The sequence below is a fragment of the Zoogloea sp. genome (assembly GCF_041914405.1).
Taxonomy (GTDB): Bacteria; Pseudomonadota; Gammaproteobacteria; order Burkholderiales; family Rhodocyclaceae; genus Zoogloea.
Map to the genome: position 1 here is coordinate 19,638 of NZ_JAYSDK010000047.1, position 16,154 is coordinate 35,791.

At 61.3% G+C, this 16,154-nt stretch carries 21 protein-coding genes; 12 read left to right on the top strand and 9 right to left on the bottom strand.

The window, feature by feature from the left end:
- Positions 1-8: 8 nt before the first annotated feature.
- The 8 genes from ACE3RX_RS21065 to ACE3RX_RS21100 form a co-directional block, all read right to left on the bottom strand.
- Positions 9-1,628, bottom strand: a complete 1,620-nt coding sequence (locus ACE3RX_RS21065; RefSeq protein WP_374486936.1) for an efflux RND transporter periplasmic adaptor subunit — start codon at positions 1,626-1,628, stop codon at positions 9-11.
- Complete coding sequence (locus tag ACE3RX_RS21070) at positions 1,625-2,800, bottom strand: TolC family protein (protein WP_254050987.1); 1,176 nt, start codon at positions 2,798-2,800, stop codon at positions 1,625-1,627. Before ACE3RX_RS21070 ends, ACE3RX_RS21065 begins: the two co-directional genes overlap by 4 nt.
- Positions 2,801-2,968: 168 nt before the next feature.
- On the bottom strand, positions 2,969-3,310 hold the full coding sequence (locus tag ACE3RX_RS21075; RefSeq protein ID WP_079436196.1) for a copper-binding protein: 342 nt from the start codon (positions 3,308-3,310) through the stop codon (positions 2,969-2,971).
- Between the two features lie 30 nt (positions 3,311-3,340).
- Positions 3,341-3,772: a DUF411 domain-containing protein gene (locus ACE3RX_RS21080; protein WP_079436198.1), complete on the bottom strand. Its 432-nt coding sequence runs from the start codon at positions 3,770-3,772 to the stop codon at positions 3,341-3,343.
- Between the two features lie 95 nt (positions 3,773-3,867).
- The gene (locus ACE3RX_RS21085) at positions 3,868-4,569 is read right to left on the bottom strand and encodes a cytochrome c (protein WP_374486937.1); all 702 of its coding nucleotides are present in this window, start codon (positions 4,567-4,569) and stop codon (positions 3,868-3,870) included.
- Positions 4,570-4,606: 37 nt separating this feature from the next.
- Positions 4,607-6,028: a multicopper oxidase family protein gene (locus ACE3RX_RS21090; RefSeq protein WP_374486938.1), complete on the bottom strand. Its 1,422-nt coding sequence runs from the start codon at positions 6,026-6,028 to the stop codon at positions 4,607-4,609.
- Positions 6,029-6,044: 16 nt separating this feature from the next.
- A complete protein-coding gene (locus ACE3RX_RS21095) occupies positions 6,045-7,487 on the bottom strand; it encodes a TolC family protein (RefSeq protein WP_374486939.1) in 1,443 nt (480 codons plus the stop codon).
- A gap of 9 nt (positions 7,488-7,496) precedes the next feature.
- Positions 7,497-7,814, bottom strand: a complete 318-nt coding sequence (locus ACE3RX_RS21100; RefSeq protein ID WP_374486940.1) for a hypothetical protein — start codon at positions 7,812-7,814, stop codon at positions 7,497-7,499.
- 180 nt (positions 7,815-7,994) lie between these two features.
- Here ACE3RX_RS21100 and ACE3RX_RS21105 point away from each other — a divergent pair, with 180 nt between their 5' ends.
- From ACE3RX_RS21105 to ACE3RX_RS21125, 5 genes are all read left to right on the top strand, one after another.
- On the top strand, positions 7,995-8,678 hold the full coding sequence (locus ACE3RX_RS21105) for a heavy metal response regulator transcription factor (protein WP_374486942.1): 684 nt from the start codon (positions 7,995-7,997) through the stop codon (positions 8,676-8,678).
- Positions 8,678-10,114 carry a heavy metal sensor histidine kinase gene (locus ACE3RX_RS21110; protein ID WP_374486943.1) on the top strand — a complete coding sequence of 479 codons (1,437 nt, stop codon included), beginning with the start codon at positions 8,678-8,680 and terminating at the stop codon, positions 10,112-10,114. Before ACE3RX_RS21105 ends, ACE3RX_RS21110 begins: the two co-directional genes overlap by 1 nt.
- Positions 10,115-10,135: 21 nt before the next feature.
- Entirely contained in the window at positions 10,136-10,507 is a 372-nt protein-coding gene (locus tag ACE3RX_RS21115) for a hypothetical protein (protein ID WP_139379559.1), read from the top strand.
- Positions 10,508-10,669: 162 nt separating this feature from the next.
- The gene (locus tag ACE3RX_RS21120; RefSeq protein WP_079436208.1) at positions 10,670-10,852 is read left to right on the top strand and encodes a hypothetical protein; all 183 of its coding nucleotides are present in this window, start codon (positions 10,670-10,672) and stop codon (positions 10,850-10,852) included.
- Positions 10,853-10,961: 109 nt separating this feature from the next.
- Positions 10,962-11,405 carry a GNAT family N-acetyltransferase gene (locus ACE3RX_RS21125; RefSeq protein WP_374486944.1) on the top strand — a complete coding sequence of 148 codons (444 nt, stop codon included), beginning with the start codon at positions 10,962-10,964 and terminating at the stop codon, positions 11,403-11,405.
- A gap of 43 nt (positions 11,406-11,448) precedes the next feature.
- Here ACE3RX_RS21125 and ACE3RX_RS21130 read toward each other — a convergent pair whose 3' ends face one another.
- Positions 11,449-11,724 (bottom strand): CopK family periplasmic copper-binding protein, encoded by a 276-nt coding sequence (locus ACE3RX_RS21130; protein WP_374486945.1) that lies wholly within the window; start codon positions 11,722-11,724, stop codon positions 11,449-11,451.
- A gap of 503 nt (positions 11,725-12,227) precedes the next feature.
- Between ACE3RX_RS21130 and ACE3RX_RS21135 the strand changes: the two genes are divergently transcribed.
- The 7 genes from ACE3RX_RS21135 to ACE3RX_RS21165 all read left to right on the top strand — a co-directional run.
- A complete protein-coding gene (locus ACE3RX_RS21135; RefSeq protein ID WP_374486946.1) occupies positions 12,228-12,563 on the top strand; it encodes a PepSY domain-containing protein in 336 nt (111 codons plus the stop codon).
- 56 nt (positions 12,564-12,619) lie between these two features.
- Positions 12,620-13,216 carry an undecaprenyl-diphosphatase gene (locus ACE3RX_RS21140; RefSeq protein WP_374486947.1) on the top strand — a complete coding sequence of 199 codons (597 nt, stop codon included), beginning with the start codon at positions 12,620-12,622 and terminating at the stop codon, positions 13,214-13,216.
- 69 nt (positions 13,217-13,285) lie between these two features.
- Complete coding sequence (locus ACE3RX_RS21145) at positions 13,286-14,068, top strand: hypothetical protein (RefSeq protein ID WP_374486948.1); 783 nt, start codon at positions 13,286-13,288, stop codon at positions 14,066-14,068.
- A gap of 28 nt (positions 14,069-14,096) precedes the next feature.
- Positions 14,097-14,549, top strand: coding sequence for a hypothetical protein (locus tag ACE3RX_RS21150; protein WP_374486949.1), 453 nt, complete (start codon positions 14,097-14,099; stop codon positions 14,547-14,549).
- A gap of 16 nt (positions 14,550-14,565) precedes the next feature.
- Positions 14,566-15,324: a hypothetical protein gene (locus ACE3RX_RS21155; protein WP_295084435.1), complete on the top strand. Its 759-nt coding sequence runs from the start codon at positions 14,566-14,568 to the stop codon at positions 15,322-15,324.
- Positions 15,325-15,363: 39 nt separating this feature from the next.
- On the top strand, positions 15,364-15,915 hold the full coding sequence (locus tag ACE3RX_RS21160) for a cytochrome b (RefSeq protein ID WP_374486950.1): 552 nt from the start codon (positions 15,364-15,366) through the stop codon (positions 15,913-15,915).
- Between the two features lie 31 nt (positions 15,916-15,946).
- Positions 15,947-16,154, top strand: a 208-nt coding sequence (locus ACE3RX_RS21165; RefSeq protein WP_374486951.1) for a response regulator, incomplete at its 3' end; no start/stop codon positions are given.

Below are 16,154 nucleotides of genomic sequence, written 5' to 3' on the forward strand. Positions count from 1 at the left end.
ATCCTGTGTCAGTGGCCTGCGTGGGGATTGGCAGCCGGCGCCGAAGGGGCCGCCTTGCCGGCAGGGGTTGCCGAGGTGATGACCCATTCGCCGGGCTGGCGCTCGACGAATTCAACATCCACCTTAACGCCCGGCTTCAAGGCCTGGAGCAGCGAGGGATTGGCCACCTTGAACTCCATGGTCATCGCCGGCCACTTGAGGCTGGCGACCGGGCCGTGACTCAGGCTGACCGTCCCGTCCTTGGCATCGACACTGCCCACCGTGCCTTCAGCCCGGTGCCCGGCCGCTTGGGGCGCCGCCGCAGGCTTCTCGCCGTCCTTTCCGGACTTCGGTGCTCCACCATGGCCCGAATGACCAAAGCCACCGACCGCGGCTTTCAGGTTGCTTTCCGCATCGATCAGGAAGTTGGCGGCGACAACCACCTTTTCGCCGGCCTTGACGCCATCCATCACTTCGATATGGTTCTCGCTACGACCACCCAGCTTCACGTCCCGCGGCTCGAAACGGCCTTCGCCGTGCGCGACGAGGACGATCTGGCGAGTGCCGCTATCAATCACCGCCGAGTTGGGCACGGTCACGACCTGGCCCTTGCCCTCCACCGGCACTTCTACCTGCGCAAACATCGCGGGTTTCAGGAGTTGCCCCGGGTTAGCGAGCTCCACGCGGACGGGCACGGTCCGCGTTTCCGCATTCAAGGTCGGATAGACATAGCTCACCTTGCCCTCGAAGACCTTGTCCGGATAGGCATTGATGCGCACCTTGGCGAGGCTGCCGCTACGCACCAGGCCGATGTCCTGCTCGAAGACGTCGGCGACGATCCATACCGACGACAGGTCGGCGACCTGGTACAAGGTGTCGCCGGGCATGAAGCGCATCCCTTGCAAAGCCTTTTTCTCGGTGACGATACCGGCCACCGGCGAGCGGAAGGTCAGCGTGCGCTTGGTGGCGCCCGACTTGGCGAGGGCGCGGATCTGTTCTTCCGAGATGTCCCAGTTGCGCAGGCGCAGCAGGCTGGATTCGGCGAGCTGCTTCATGCCGCTCTGCGCCTCGCTGCCGGCGCCCTTCAGCGCTTCGACGCCCTGGGCGGCGATGGCGTATTCCCGTTGGGCAGAGACCAGCTCCGGACTGTAGACCTCGAACAGCGGCTGTCCCTTGGCGACTGGCTGGCCGGTCACGTTTACGTGCAGGCGCTCGACGTAGCCCTCGAACTTCGGGGCGATGGCGAAACTGCGCCGCTCATCGATCTCAATGCGGCCGGCGGCACGTACCGTGCGGTCCAGAGAACGCAGTTCGGCGACCTCGGTACGCACACCAAGCTTTTGCACTTTCTCGGTACTGATCTTGATCCATTTGGCTGCTGCGGGCGTCTCGTCCGCCTCGCCTTCATAGACCGGGATGTAGTCCATCCCCATCGGGTCCTTCTTGGGCGTCGGCGAGGTATCCGGTAGGCCCATCGGGTTACGGTAGTACAGCAGCTTGCGCTCCTTCTTTGCGCCTTCTACCGGTGCCGCCGCGACCGGGCTCGCAGCATGCTCATGATTTGCCGACGGGCGCTGGCCCAACCAGTAGCCGCCACCGGCAGCCAACGCAACAGCAAGGCCGACCGCAATGCCTGCGCCTGTTTTCATAGGTCTTCTCCGAGAATGCGTTCGATGTCGGCCAGGCGGATCTGTGCCTCGGCCTGGGCCTTGATTTGGGATTGCCGGGCTTGGCGAATCTGCCGCTGGGCGTCGAGCAGCGTGGCGAAGTCCACCTTGCCGGTCTCATAGCCGGCCAAGGCCGCCTTGAAAGTAAGTTCGGATTGCGGCAAGAGGCTCGTTGAGGCCAGGCTCTCGGTCCGGCGAGCCGCATCGAAACCGGACAGGTTTTCGGCCAGATCGCCCAGAACCTGATTGGCGGTCGCATCCCGGCGCGCTTTGGCGGCGGACAGCATGGCCTCGGACTCCCGCTCCTGGGCCCGGCGGCTGCCCTGCTGTAGCGGCAGGTTCAGTTCCACCATCAATTCCCATTCACGCACCGCGCCCTGGTACTGGATCGGCGAAATGCCCAGCGTGAAATCCGGGTAACGGTTCTTGTAAGTGAGTTCGCGACTCTTCTCCGCCGAGCGAATGCGGGCTTCGTCCGCGAAGATCTGCGGGTTCCTTGTCCTGGCCCGCTCTTCCAGGGTCGTCGGATCGAGCTGAGCGGGCGCGGGTAGTGTCCGCAGGCGTTCCGGGGCTGCCAAGGGCGAAGACGTCGGCCTTGCAAGAAGCGCGTTCAGGCGCGCCTGCAGTTGCCGACGTTCGTTCTGCAGGGCGACCAACTCATTTTTCATGCTGGTCTGCTCGACCTGGGCGCGGATCACGTCCTGCTGAGCGGCCAGGCCGCCGGCGTAGCGCACCTGGGCGATCTTCTCGAGACGGACCATCAGATCGAGGATTTCGCGAGTCAGCTGCTCGTTGCGATAGACGTACTGGAGTTGGGAATAGGCAGTCTTGATGCGCGCGGCCAGTTCCGCCCAGGTGCCGCTGGCACGCCCTTCGGCGCCGCGGGCATCGAGTTCAGCGATCTCCCGCTTGAGGTCCCGCTTGCCCAGCCAGGGCACGTCCTGCATCAGCAGGTAGCGCGTGCTGCCGACCTGGGCCGGCAGCAGCGCTGGATTCTGTTCGCCCATGCGCGTGATGTCGCGCAGTTCGGTACGGAACTTCGGGTCGGGCAGTGCCCCGGCAGGCACGATGCGCTCTGTGGCGGCGTCCGCTTCAAACCGCATCGCCGCGTAGTCAGGGTTGCGACTGCGGGCATAGTTCAGTAGCGAGTCCACGTCGGCGCCGATCGGGGCCTCCTGTGCCTGAGCTACCCAACTGAATGCGCCCAACAACGCGATGGCGGCACACCGCATCCGCCTGCCTCGTATTCTCATGTTCCACTCCCTGGACGGTGACGCCTGGAAGGCGGGTGCTTCCCCGCGCTTCCGACATCGCGAAGCAACTTAGTCGCGCTGCAAGTGCACGACGGTCATAGCACCGTTGATCTGCTCGGCCATGAAGTGGATGGTGTCCCCGGCCTTCACCTGATCCAGCCAGGCCGGATCCTTGACGCGAAACACCATGGTCATCCCAGGCATGCCATTGGGCAGCGGCCCGTGAGACAAAGTGAGTTTGCCGGCCGACTTATCGACCTTCTTCACAAGACCTTCGGTCATTTGAGATGCAGCCATACCGTGCCCAGCATGGTTGTGGGCCGCCGCGTCGGGCGTTTCGTTGTCCGCAAGGGCCGGCAGGCTCACGGTGCCGACAAGGGCGGCAAGGACGATTCCAAGGGTGGTTTTCATGATTTGATCCAGATGAACGCAAATGAATAATCAGTGGCGGGCAAACACGCGGCTGGAGCCATCGGCACGCACAAGCAGCGTCTCGTAGGGCATGGGCCTGGCGCTTTCCATGCCCGGTGAGCCTGGCGGCATTGAGGGGACGGCCAACCCGATGGCCTTGGGCTTCTCTTTCAGCAGGCGCTGGACATCGGCGGCCGGGACATGCCCCTCGATGAGATAGTTGCCGACCTTGGCGGTGTGGCACGAACCATAGGCTTCGGGCATACCGAGCTTCTTGCGCTGGCCCGGGACGTCCGTCACATCGTGCGCTGTCACCTCGAAGCCCTGGGCACGCAGGTGTTCAATCCATTTTCCGCAGCACCCGCAATACGGGCTCTTGTACACATCGACCTGCACCGCGGCCAGCGCCGAGCCGGCCATCAGGCTCAGTACGGACGACAAGATCAGCGTTTGCAGTTTCATGATCCGTCCTTTGGTGATTGGGATGGCTCATTCTGACAAGCGCAACCCGACGGGAAGCTGTCCCAAAAATTACATTTCAGTAATCTGGGACGGCGTCAGTGGCTATGCTTGAAGCCGGGCGGATGGGTATGGCCCTTTTTCTCCTGGGGCGACACCGAGGCGGCCTCATCGTTATGATGGCCGGCATCGTCGCTGTGATCATGATCCCCATGGTCGTCGTCATGCGCGTGCCTATCGTGATGCCCATCGAGCCCACCATGACTGTGTCCCTCGCTGGACGCCACCAGCCTCGTGTAATCGGCGGCAGTCAGCCCAGGGAGCTTCTGAACGAACGCGACTAGATCCCAGATCGCCTCATCCTCCATCCCGCCCTTGGACCAGGCCGGCATACCCGACGCCTTGATCCCGTGCTTGATGATCCAGAACTGGCGCGCCTCGGCAAATTGAGGATCGAGCAGCGCCGCCGGCTTGTCGGCCAGTTTGGGTGGCGTCGGATACAGCCCCTTGCGAATCTCCGAGTCTTCCGCACCCGGAGACAAATGGCAGCCCACGCACATCGCGTCGTAGTTGCCGGAGCCGCGGCGGACGCGTTCCGGATTCGCCAGATCGATCGGCGGCTTGATGTCTCCGGCCCGAACGGCGATGGAGCGCTCCCGGGCAAATTCCAGCAAACGGTAGGTCAGTGGGTGATGCGGCTCATCGGCCGCAATGTTGATGGCGCCGGCGTACAGGGCGATGGCGCCCGATGCTGCACTCACAGCAGCCAGCGCCACGACAGTAATCAGCGTTTTTTTCATGATGGGGCTCCTCAGTTCTCGTTATCGTGACCGCGATTCAGTGTCCGGCGTGCGGGCCTGGCTTTCGAACCTGAACTTCCGTTGCAGCAGGCTTGCCTTGTGCCGGCATGGACTGTCCTCCCTGGCTGCTGGCACGTGGAGGCTCGGCAGCGGGCCCAGTCCATTCGTAAGCACGCGTCCCAGGCGGTTGCTTGTACCAGCCGGGATCCGAGTAATCGCCGGCCTTCTGCTCGGCACGGACCTTCAGGATGGTGAACATGCCGCCCATCTCGACGGCGCCATGCGGGCCTTGGCCCGTCATCATCGGAAGCGTGTTGTCCGGCAGCGGCATTTCCATTTCCCCCATGTCAGCCATACCGCGCTCACCCATCACCATGTAGTCGGGGATGAGATCGGTGATCTGCTTGGCGGCCTCCCGGTGATCGACACCGATCATCGTCGGCACGTCATGCCCCATCGCATTCATCGTGTGGTGGCTCTTGTGACAATGGAACGCCCAGTCCCCCGGTTCGTTGGCAATGAATTCGACCTGGCGCATTTGCCCGACAGCAATGTCGGTCGTCACCTCCGGCCAGCGGCCGCCCTTGGGTGTCGGGCCACCATCCGTGCCGGTCACCGTGAATTCATGGCCATGCAGGTGAATCGGATGATTCGTCATCGTCAGGTTGCCCACGCGGATCCGCACGCGATCGTTCTGGCGCACGTTGAGGGAATCGATGCCCGGGAAGGCCCGGCTGTTGAAGGTCCACAAGTTGAAGTCGAGCATCGTATTCACCTTTGGCGTATAGCTACCCGGATCGATGTCGTAGGCGTTCAAGAGGAAGCAGAAGTCCCGGTCCACCTCGTCGATGAGCGGATTTCGCTCCTTCGGATGGGTGACCCAGAAGCCCATCATGCCCATCGCCATCTGGGTCATCTCATCCGCGTGGGGGTGATACATGAAGGTACCCGGGCGGCGTGCCACGAACTCGTAGACGAAGGTCTTGCCCGGTGGGATCTGAGGCTGGGTGAGCCCACCGACACCATCCATTCCATTGGGCAGGCGCTGTCCGTGCCAATGGATGGTGGTGTGCTCGGGCAGGCGGTTGGTGACGAAAATGCGGACCCGATCGCCTTCGACCACTTCAATGGTGGGGCCGGGGCTTTGTCCGTTGTAACCCCACAGGTGGGCATTCATCCCGGGCGCGATTTCGCGCACAACCGGTTCAGCCACCAGGTGAAACTCCTTGACCCCCTTGTTCATGCGCCATGGCAGGGTCCAACCATTGAGGGTGACCACCGGGTTGTAGGGCCGGCCTGCGCCAGTGACGCCGCGGGGAAGATGTGGCGGTGCCGTGTTCGGATCATTCTTCGTGATCAGTTCCGGCAAGGCGGCCATGGCCACCGGACTTACCGAAGCCGCGGCAACGGCACCTCCGGTCAGTCCCAGACTTTGGATGAATGCGCGACGTGATGTCATCGGATGTCCTTTTGGTTCAGTGATCCGGACGGCCGGTGCTGGCCGGTGCGGTGCGTGCGGCAGGAGCCAGGGACGGCTTACCGATCAGGGCCATCTGCAGATCGCTTTGGGCGATCCAGTAGTCACGCAAGGACTCGATGTAGCTGTTCACGCTGGTGATCTGGGAACGGGCGTCGGCCAGCAGATCGAACACCCCGATCAGCATGCCGTTGTAGCGCAGCAGGTTCTCTTCGGCGATCCGTTTGTTGAGCGGTACGATTTCGTCCCGGTAGTGCTTGGCGATATCGAAGCTGCTGCGGTATGCCGAGTAGGCTTCGCGTACTTCCGAACGGGCATTGATTGCCGCCTCGGCCGCGCGTTCGATTGCTTGCCCATAGATGGCTTCGGCCTTGGCGACCTTGCTGCCGCCAAAATCGAAGAGCGGGAGCTCGAAACTCACTTCGTAGCCGCGTTTGTAGCCACTGTCCCGCGTCCCCTCCAGGACGCGCGCCGGACCGAACTCCAGCACGTTGATGAAGCGCGTGGCCTGGGTAAGGCCAAGGTTCTTGGCCAGCGCTTCCGTTTCGAGACGGACGGCCTGGAGATCCAGCCGCTGATCAAGCGCGGTCTGTTCAACGGCCGGCTGTTCGTCGGGTGCCTTGGGCAGATCCGGCAGGCGCTCGGGGAGCTGAATCGACTGTGGCGACGGCAGACCGAGCAGCTTGGTCAAGCGTTCCCGCGCCGCGATATGGGCTTGCTCTGCGCGAGCCAGATCGAGAGCGGCTGAGGCATAGAAGCCTTGCTCACGCGCCTGCTGCAAGCGATTGAAATTACCGACCTCGGCCATCTTGCGAGCCAGTCCGGCACCCGCTTCTGCAGCTTGCCTGACTTTCCGGAGGTAACGCACCGACTCCTCCGCGGCGATCGCACCGAAGTAGGCTTTGCGCGTCTCCGAGGCCACCCGGGCAACCTCCAGCGCCGTCATGCGCTGGGTCTGGGCGAAATTCCGCTTCTCGACCTCAACGGCCATGGGCATCGTGATCAGCGCAAACAGGTTGAAGGTCAGTACCTGTTCGATCTTGAACTCGCGCACACCATTCTCGGCTCGACTGGCACGCAGCATGGAGAAATGGGGGTTGGGCAGCCGCCCGGCCTGGACCATTTCAGCTTCGCTGATGCCAAGCTCGTAGAACGACGCGCGCAGCCCGCGGTTGTTATAGATGGCGACCTGAACCGCGTCCTCCACCGTCAGCGGCTTGGTCAGCAATTCGGCGACGCGGGCATCGACCTCCTTGCGGTCCGCATCGTCTCTGGCCCAGCGGGCATCGGCGCCGATTCGGGCACGGGTCGTATCCCGGACCGTGCCGAAGCCTCCGTCCGCAGAAAAGCTGGCACAGCCGCTGAGGGTCAGCGTGCCGAGCACCAGCACGGTCAGGGTCTTGATCAGCCCCAGGGGGCGTACGGATAGGTATGAGCGCATGGCGGCCTCCTAATGATGATGGCCGGCAGGCGGCATGGCCGGCGGCGTCGGCGCCGCATCGCCCTTTTTCTGCAAAGCCTCACGGGCTTCACGAGCCTCAGCGGGCTGGTCAGGCGTAGAGGGGGCTGCATGTGCATCCATTCCGCGCTGGACCGATTCATTGGCGGCGCGCCACGGCCCGACCGGCGGTTCCGACCAGGCGTGGTAATCCGACAGGGAGGACACATACGGGGACGGGCTGGAGCTCGTCTCCAGCAAAGGCGGCGTAGCCGCCCAGACGCTGTTCATCATGGCCAGCGCCGATAGCCCGAGCAAATAGGATCGCATCGGTCTTCTCCATGGGGTCAAAAGGTAGGCTGGGAATCTGGCGTTCCCATGGCGAGCAGTGTGCGGCGCAAAAACCGACAGGAGACTGACCCACGAATTACATCTTTGTAATCTTGGGAAAAACGGAAGTGCGTTGCGCCACACTAGCGCCAGCCGTATGAGCAGGAAGCGAGGAAGACCATGAAAATACTGATCGTCGAGGACGAACCTAAAACCGGGGACTACCTCAAGCAAGGGCTGGTCGAGGCCGGCTTCAATGTGGATTTGGTCCGGGATGGCATGGACGGACTGCATTGTGGAATGAACGAAGCCTACGATCTCATCGTGCTCGACGTGATGTTGCCGGGACTCGATGGCTGGCGCGTCCTGCAGGCCCTGCGCAAGGCTGGCAAGGAGATGCCGATCTTGTTTCTGACCGCCAAAGACAGCGTTGATGACCGGGTCAAGGGGCTGGAGCTGGGCGCTGACGATTACCTCGTGAAGCCCTTCGCCTTCTCGGAGCTCCTGGCCCGGGTGCGCACACTGCTACGCCGTGGTGTGAAGAACAAGGAAGTCGATGCCTTGCGAGCAGCCGACCTCGAACTGGACCTCCCGCGTCGGCGTGTCACCCGAGCAGGTCGGCGGATTGATCTGACCGCCAAGGAGTTTGCCCTCCTTGAACTGTTGCTACGACGACGTGGCGAAGTGCTCCCGCGCTCGTTGATCGCATCGCAGGTATGGGACATGAACTTTGACAGCGACACCAACGTGATCGAAGTGGCCGTGCGCCGCCTTCGCGCCAAGATCGACGACGGCTTCGAGCCCAAGCTGATTCGCACTGTGCGGGGCATGGGCTATGTGCTGGAAGAACAGGAGAGCGAATAGTGCGCACGAGCGTCCGCCGCAAGTCCCTGACCTTCCGCCTGACCCTGCTTTTTGCGGCAGCCTCGACGGCCGTGTTGCTGGTTCTGGGGTTGATCGTGGCCCAGTCCGTCGAACAGCACTTCGAAGAACAGGACATGGAGGCCTTGACCGGCAAACTTGAACTGATTCGCCATGCCATGGCGAAGGTCCGCTCACCCACGGACCTGGCGGCCATTCCCCAGCAGATGGATGACTCACTGATCGGACATCACGGCCTGGTCGTCGCACTCAAGGGACCGGATGGGCGCACCCTGTTTGCGACCGAAGGCGCGCCTTTCCCTCAACCGCTGCTGGATCGTGTCAAGACGGCCGGGGTCAATCACCCCTACGTCTGGCAAGTGGATGGACAAATGCCTTTCCGGGGCATTGCGGCCGAGGTGCCGACCGGGGTGCCGTCGTGGCCGCCGGCCGTTGTCGCAGTGGCGACAGATATCTCCCATCACCGCAATTTCATGGACTCGTTCATGAGGACACTGTGGCTCGTCATCGTGGGCGGCACGGCCGCAACCGGTCTGCTCGGCTGGTTCGTCGCCCGCCGAGGCTTGGCACCTCTGCGCGAGATGAGACGGAGGGCAACGGAAGTGAGCGCCCAGCATCTTGACCAGCGCCTGCCAGTGGACACCGTGCCGGTCGAACTGGCCGAGTTGGCCGAATCCCTCAACGACATGCTGGCCCGGCTGGAGGAGTCCTTCACGCGTCTCTCGGACTTCTCGTCCGATCTGGCCCACGAACTCCGCACGCCAGTCAGCAACCTGATGACGCAAACCCAGGTGGCACTCTCGAAGACCCGCACATCAGGCGAGTACCGGGAAGTGCTGGAATCCAACGCCGAGGAGTACGAACGCCTCTCGCGCATGATCTCGGACATGCTGTTCCTGGCCAAGTCGGAAAATGGTCTCATCGTGCCAGGTCAGGAAACCTTTGATCTGGCGGACGAGGTCATGGCCCTGTTCGATTTTTACGGGGCCCTGGCCGAAGAGAACGGCGTGGCCCTCAAGCTAGAAGGTTCAGGATGGGTGACCGGAGACCGGCTGATGCTCCGACGCGCCATCGGCAACCTTCTATCCAACGCGCTTCGCTACACGCCATCGGGTGGGCACATCACCGTAACGGTCAGCGTCATATGCGACAACACCGACACCGAAACCGTCCACCTCGCCGTCGAGAACACCGGGGAGCCTATCCCGACAGAACACCTGTCCCGTCTCTTTGATCGCTTCTACCGTGTGGACGCATCGCGCCGCCATTCGGGCGATGGCGCCGGACTGGGCCTTGCGATCACCCGTTCCATCCTCCGCGCGCACCAAGGCGACATCGAGGGTCGGACGGGGGAAGACAGCAACATTTTCGAGATGTGGATACCGACATCGATCGTCACGCCCCACAGCGCGGACTGATCCGTTTGCAGGCTCACGGCCATGATCTGCTCAGATGCATTCTCTTCATCAAACGACCTTTTGCTTGAAGCGACGAGTCGTCGCCTGAAGGCCCTCGGACTGCAAACGCTCCAGGCGACGGATTCGGGAGACGCCGAGACGGTCACGGCCTTGTTTGCCCAGTTCATCGACTGCGCGTATCGCAGCTACGCGTTAGAGGAGCGCTGGCTCAAGGCCTGTGCGAGCCCTGATCGGGAAGCCCATCTTCGGGAACACACCTACCTGATCGAACTGACCGCCGAGCTCTACATGAACCTCATGGACGATGACCGACGGACCTGCGCTTCAATACGTCAGGTACTGCAGGAGGCCTTCCTGCCGCACATTACTGTCCGGGACCGCGGCTCATACTGAACCACCACACTGTGGCTTCATGAGCGGAGTGCGCTATCTGCCGGATATATCCAGTGGATACATTCTCTTTTTTGATCTAGTATCCGAGTGCCTTCCCGCCGCGTGGAAGGCGTTCTTACGTACTGTGCCCTTACCATGAAACACTCTGCCCGCAGCCTTCTTATGAAGAAACACGCTTCGTCCCTCAAGGCGAAGAAGCGGCTTGTCGTGTCCGTGGAGTCTGTCCGGCCGACTCAGGCTGTTCAGGAGCGCGCGGTACATCTGGCCGCTGCGGCTCGGCGCGCCAAAGAAGCCCACTTCCTCGACAAGTACCGGATCGCGCTGCCCCCGGCTGATGCTGCCTGAAGAGGGCTATGGCTACCTCCCGATCACGGAGGTGGAGCCCGCGACCCTTGGGGCATTCACCTGCGGAAAGCCTCGGCTGGACGAGTTCCTGACCACACAGGCGCGGGCCTTGCATGAAACCAGACTGGGCTTCACCAACGTGGTCTTCCATCAGCAGTTCGAAGGTCCAGTCGGCTACTTCACGCTCGCCAACGACGCGATCAAGCTCAACGACTCCGAGAAGTTCGAATTGGGGTTCGGTGAGCACATCGAACTTGCTGCCTTTCCCGCCGTCAAGATCGGGCGACTTGCGGTCCATCAGGATCTGCAACGCAGGGGAGTGGGCGGCGCCTTGATGGCACTCCTCCTCGGTGACATTCTCAATACAGCGGGCTTGTCTGCTGCGCGATTGATCGTCGTCGATGCGGACAACGACGACGCAGTTCTCTGCTTCTACGAAAAGCTCGGTTTCGAGACCAGCCTGTGGGCGGAAGACATGGCCAAGAACCACACTAAGAAGCGCGCTTCCGCCGCCACGATCAAGATGCACCGGGACGTCTTCAAGGGCCTCTGAACGCGAGTTGAAGCGAATGGTCCGAAGACCATCCGCCACCACCTCAGAACTTCGGGTTCAGCGTTCCCTTTTCGGTGATTGTCTTCCACAGGGCATCGTTCTTCATCACGTACTTGGCTCCGTCCTTGGCTTCCATCGTCACACCGTTCCGCATCTTGACGCGATTGCCGGCGGCGTCGATATGAACCATCGTCCCGTCCTTTTTCACAAAGACTTTGCCACCATCCTTGAGCTCAATGGTCTGTGCCGTGACCCGCTCGCCGGCGGCCAAAGCGGACAGTGAGACAGCCAGTAACAAGGGTATCAACAGCTTGCGCATGATCATTCTCCTTCGCATGGATTAGATTGATTGCATTTGCTTTTCTGGGTCGATCTACCACATCTGAATCACCTCCATTTCCGATTCAGGGTTGAGGTGACACCGCCGCCGCAGGTCGGCCGAGATCACGAACAGTGATCGGAGCGGCACGGTGATCATGTCGCCAAACCTTGGAACAGGCCGGCAGCCATCGCCATCTCGCAGAGGCAGCGGGGATGACCAGCGTTCGGAGCCAGCAAGAGGAGGCCTGAGCCAAGCTCAGGGCCTTGGCCGACATCCAGCATATGTCGAGCCTCGGTACTGGGGACCGCGGTGCCTAAGGCCAGTGCAAGAGCGAAACAAACGAAGCCAATCGGGTCGTTTCAGAAAACGGAAAATAAAGCACGCTAAGCCATTGCCAGCAATCTCCGACGATAACGGCGACGGCTCAGCTCAGTAGCAGCTAAGTCTGCCTGCGTAACTTCTCCACCGTGCAAATCCCTGCACTCTTCTGGAGAAGCATCATGTACCGCTACACCAAACTTTCCCTGCTGGCCATCGCCATTGCTACGACTGGCGCTGTTGCCTACGCCGCCAAGGGTGGCATGGAAAACGACGCCTTGGCGATCACCAAGGCCAAGATTCCGCTTAACCAGGCCGTCACCGTTGCCGAGCAGCACGCCAATGGCAAGGCATCGCGCGCCGAGTACGAAAACTCGAAGCAAGGCTGGGTCTATGACGTGGAAGTTGTCAGCGGGGCCAAGGTCTTCGATGTCCGGGTCGATGCCGACAAGGGCACCGTCATCTCGTCTGCCGAGGACAAGGCGGATCACGATGACGACCACGACAAGCAAGACTGACCGCCTGCCAGTGTGGCCGGATCGCGTATGACGCCGTGATCCGGCCCGGAGACTTCATGGAACATCTCAACCAAACATTCTTCCTGTGGCTCAACGCGCCTGAACACCCGAATGCTCTGGTGGTGACGCTGGCCACCTTCTTTGCGGAATGGCTCATCTGGGCCGTCCCGATTCTGATCGGCATCGGCTGGCTGCGCGGCAATGTGAACACCCGCAAAGCGCTGCTGGTCGCTACCGCATCCGGCCTGCTTGGGCTGCTGACCAACCAAATCATCGGCCTGGCTTGGTCGCATCCCCGGCCTTTCATGATCGGGCTGGGTCATACGCTCATTCCCCATGTTGCCGACTCGTCATTTCCCAGCGATCACCTGACGCTGTGGTGGTCGGTTGCCGTCAGCTTTCTGCTACAGCGAGGACTGCGAAGGGCTGGCGTCGCTTTGGCGCTGTTTGGCCTCCCCATCGCCTGGTCACGCATCTACCTGGGGGTTCACTTTCCGCTGGACATGCTTGGTGCCATCGCGGTCGCATCGCTCAGTGCCGTGCTGACGTTGCACGAAGCACGCTGGTATCTGGGGCCAATCTACCGACTGGCGACCCGTATCCATTTCTTGTTGTTCGGCAAGCTGATCACGCTGGGATGGGTGCGCGAGTGAGCCTATGGGTAGGCTAAGTCTGCCGGGTCAAACTGACTGCAATCTCTTTTACTTCGCCAGGAAAACACCATGAACAATTTGCCCACGGTCAGAGCAAGCGACTGGCTCAACAAAGTCCCGGAAGTCACGCTGTCGTTCTGGATCATCAAGATCATGTCCACGACGGTGGGCGAGACAGGGGCCGACTTCCTGGCGGTCAACGCGGGCTTTGGCCAGGGCTTGACGCGCACCGTCATGGGTGCGCTGCTGGCAATCGCCCTGTTCATGCAGCTGCGTACCCGTCGCTACACCCCTTGGATTTACTGGCTCACGGTTGTGTTGGTCAGCGTGGTCGGTACCCAGATCACCGACCTGTTGACCGACGGCCTGGGCGTCAGCTTGTACATCAGCACTTCGGCGTTCGCCGTCACGCTCGCCGCGATCTTCTTTGTCTGGTATCGAGTCGAACGTACCCTGTCCATCCACGACATCGTGACGCGCCGCCGGGAGCTGTTCTATTGGTCAGCCATCCTCTGCACATTTGCGCTGGGCACCGCTGCCGGTGATCTGGCGACCGAGGCGCTGGGTCTGGGCTTTACCTGGGGAGCTGTCGCCTTTGGTGCGCTGATCAGCATCACCTATGCCGCCTGGCGCATGGGCGGCAACGCCGTGCTGACCTTCTGGATCGGCTACATCCTGACCCGTCCCTTCGGCGCTGCGCTCGGCGACCTGCTGACGCAAGCCAAGACTTACGGTGGCCTCGGAATGGGGGCCATGTGGACCAGCGCCTTGTTCCTCTCAGTCATCGTCATGCTGGTGGCCGTTGCGCAGATCGGCATGAACGCAGGCCGCTCCGCCCAGGCCGCCGAGTAACCCTCTTCCCAATTTTCAAGGAGAAATCATGCCCAATAAGCACTCTATCGCTCGCCTTGTCGCCACCGTATCGGCGGTGGCGCTCGTGGCCCTGTCCACCGGCTGCTCCAAGCCTGCCGACCAAGGCCGCGCGAGCACCGCCTCTGCACCGTCTGCCAATGCCAGCACGGTATCGCTGAGCCAAGCCGCTTCCAAGCTGGGCGACTTGACCGCTTTTCGCAGCATCGCCACTGACGTGGCCACCATCGTAGACAAGGGTGATCTGCCCGCCGCCAAGACCCGCATCAAGGATTTGGAGGTGGCCTGGGATTCGGCCGAGGCCGGACTGAAACCGCGCGCTGCCGACGATTGGCATGTGCTCGATAAGGCCATCGACAAGGCGTTGTCGGCGTTGCGCGCCGATACGCCAAGCCAAGCTGACTGCAAGGCTGCGATGGGTGCTCTGCTGAAAACCTTCGACACGCTCGAAGGTAAAGCCTGACCCGTGAGCGTGCCCCATGAAAACATCCACTGAATACGCTCTGGCCAAGGTGCCCGAAGTCACGCTGGGCTTTTGGCTCATCAAGATTGCCGCAACCACGCTTGGCGAAACAGGCGGCGATGCCGTCTCGATGTCCATGAACCTGGGTTATCTGGTCGGCACCGGCATCTTCGCGGTGATCTTCCTGGCTGCCGTCGTCGCGCAGGTCAAGGCCAAGGGCTTCCACCCCTTCCTGTACTGGACCACCATCATCGCCACCACCACGGTCGGCACGACGTTGGCCGACTTTGCGGATCGTTCGCTCGGAATCGGGTACGCTGGCGGTTCGAGCCTGCTGCTGGCCTTGTTGCTCGTCTCGCTCTTCGTCTGGCATCGCACCCTCGGTTCCGTATCAGTGAGCACCGTCAGCTCACCCAAGGCGGAAGCCTTCTACTGGCTGACGATCATGTTCTCGCAGACGCTGGGCACGGCGTTGGGTGACTGGATGGCGGATACGGCGGGCCTGGGCTACACCGGTGCGGCCGTCGTGTTCAGTGGGTTGCTTGCCCTGGTTGTGGCAGCCTACTACTGGACGGGCGTGTCCCGCACGCTGCTGTTCTGGGCGGCGTTCATCCTGACCCGCCCGCTGGGAGCCGTGGTCGGCGACTTTCTGGACAAGCCGCTGAGCGCTGGCGGCTTGGCGCTGAGCCGCTATTCGGCCTCGGCCGCACTGCTGGCCTTCATGGTCATCGCAGTCCTGCTGTTCAAGCAGCGGGCGGCTAAGACCGCACATTGAAAATACGGTCATCCCAGCCAATATGGAGGAAACAATGCCATGAGAAATAGTCCTGATCAATATGACAAATTAAGCAAAGCATTTCATTGGATTACGGCCGGAATTGTTGTCACAGCATTCGTGTTAGGGCCTGGCGACTTCGGGCGAATAGTTGATGGTGGAGTCGATCCAGCCACACGAAATGACATCGTGTGGCATGAATCTTTGGGTGTCGCCGTATTTGTGCTCACATTATTGCGCTTGATTTGGGTTGCGGTACGTCCGGGTGCTCCGCGACATCAGATGTCGGCATGGATGTTTGGCCTTTCCCGATTGGTGCATTTTGCGCTGTGGGCTTTACTTCTTTTGCTGCCTATTTCTGCGCTACTGGCTCTGGGAAGCGAATCTCATCCTTTGACGTTACTAGGCGGAATGCGAATTAACGTGTTCCCCTTTGTTGGGAATTCCTATTTTTCCAACCTTGCAGATTGGGGCGAGATTCACAAACTGCTTGGTGATGTCATCATATGGTTGGCAGGCATTCATGCACTAGCTGCCATATATCACCACATCAGACTAAAAGATAAGGTTCTTGTCTCGATGTTGCCGTAATGCGGCCACAATAATTTCAAGAGGAGGGGGAATGCGGGTATTGTTGGTCGAAGACGATCCCATGATAGGCGAAGCGATCCAGGGCTCATTGAAGGATGCGTCCTATGCCACCGACTGGGTGAAGGACGGGCAGACCGCCCTCACGACACTGGGTTGCCAGCACTATGACCTGGTTCTACTCGATCTGGGTCTGCCAGGCAAGGATGGGCTGGAGGTGCTGGCCAGCATCCGCGCCAAGG

Excerpts from the sequence above, each read along its gene's own strand:
- ACE3RX_RS21065 (WP_374486936.1), bottom strand. The coding sequence starts at position 1,628 with ATGAAAACAGGCGCAGGCATTGCGGTCGGCCTTGCTGTTGCGTTGGCT.
- ACE3RX_RS21075 (WP_079436196.1), bottom strand. The coding sequence starts at position 3,310 with ATGAAAACCACCCTTGGAATCGTCCTTGCCGCCCTTGTCGGCACCGTG.
- ACE3RX_RS21080 (WP_079436198.1), bottom strand. The coding sequence starts at position 3,772 with ATGAAACTGCAAACGCTGATCTTGTCGTCCGTACTGAGCCTGATGGCC.
- ACE3RX_RS21085 (WP_374486937.1), bottom strand. The coding sequence starts at position 4,569 with ATGAAAAAAACGCTGATTACTGTCGTGGCGCTGGCTGCTGTGAGTGCA.
- ACE3RX_RS21090 (WP_374486938.1), bottom strand. The coding sequence starts at position 6,028 with ATGACATCACGTCGCGCATTCATCCAAAGTCTGGGACTGACCGGAGGT.
- ACE3RX_RS21095 (WP_374486939.1), bottom strand. The coding sequence starts at position 7,487 with ATGCGCTCATACCTATCCGTACGCCCCCTGGGGCTGATCAAGACCCTG.
- ACE3RX_RS21100 (WP_374486940.1), bottom strand. The coding sequence starts at position 7,814 with ATGCGATCCTATTTGCTCGGGCTATCGGCGCTGGCCATGATGAACAGC.
- ACE3RX_RS21105 (WP_374486942.1), top strand. The coding sequence starts at position 7,995 with ATGAAAATACTGATCGTCGAGGACGAACCTAAAACCGGGGACTACCTC.
- ACE3RX_RS21115 (WP_139379559.1), top strand. The coding sequence starts at position 10,136 with ATGATCTGCTCAGATGCATTCTCTTCATCAAACGACCTTTTGCTTGAA.
- ACE3RX_RS21120 (WP_079436208.1), top strand. The coding sequence starts at position 10,670 with ATGAAGAAACACGCTTCGTCCCTCAAGGCGAAGAAGCGGCTTGTCGTG.
- ACE3RX_RS21130 (WP_374486945.1), bottom strand. The coding sequence starts at position 11,724 with ATGCGCAAGCTGTTGATACCCTTGTTACTGGCTGTCTCACTGTCCGCT.
- ACE3RX_RS21135 (WP_374486946.1), top strand. The coding sequence starts at position 12,228 with ATGTACCGCTACACCAAACTTTCCCTGCTGGCCATCGCCATTGCTACG.
- ACE3RX_RS21140 (WP_374486947.1), top strand. The coding sequence starts at position 12,620 with ATGGAACATCTCAACCAAACATTCTTCCTGTGGCTCAACGCGCCTGAA.
- ACE3RX_RS21145 (WP_374486948.1), top strand. The coding sequence starts at position 13,286 with ATGAACAATTTGCCCACGGTCAGAGCAAGCGACTGGCTCAACAAAGTC.
- ACE3RX_RS21150 (WP_374486949.1), top strand. The coding sequence starts at position 14,097 with ATGCCCAATAAGCACTCTATCGCTCGCCTTGTCGCCACCGTATCGGCG.
- ACE3RX_RS21155 (WP_295084435.1), top strand. The coding sequence starts at position 14,566 with ATGAAAACATCCACTGAATACGCTCTGGCCAAGGTGCCCGAAGTCACG.
- ACE3RX_RS21160 (WP_374486950.1), top strand. The coding sequence starts at position 15,364 with ATGAGAAATAGTCCTGATCAATATGACAAATTAAGCAAAGCATTTCAT.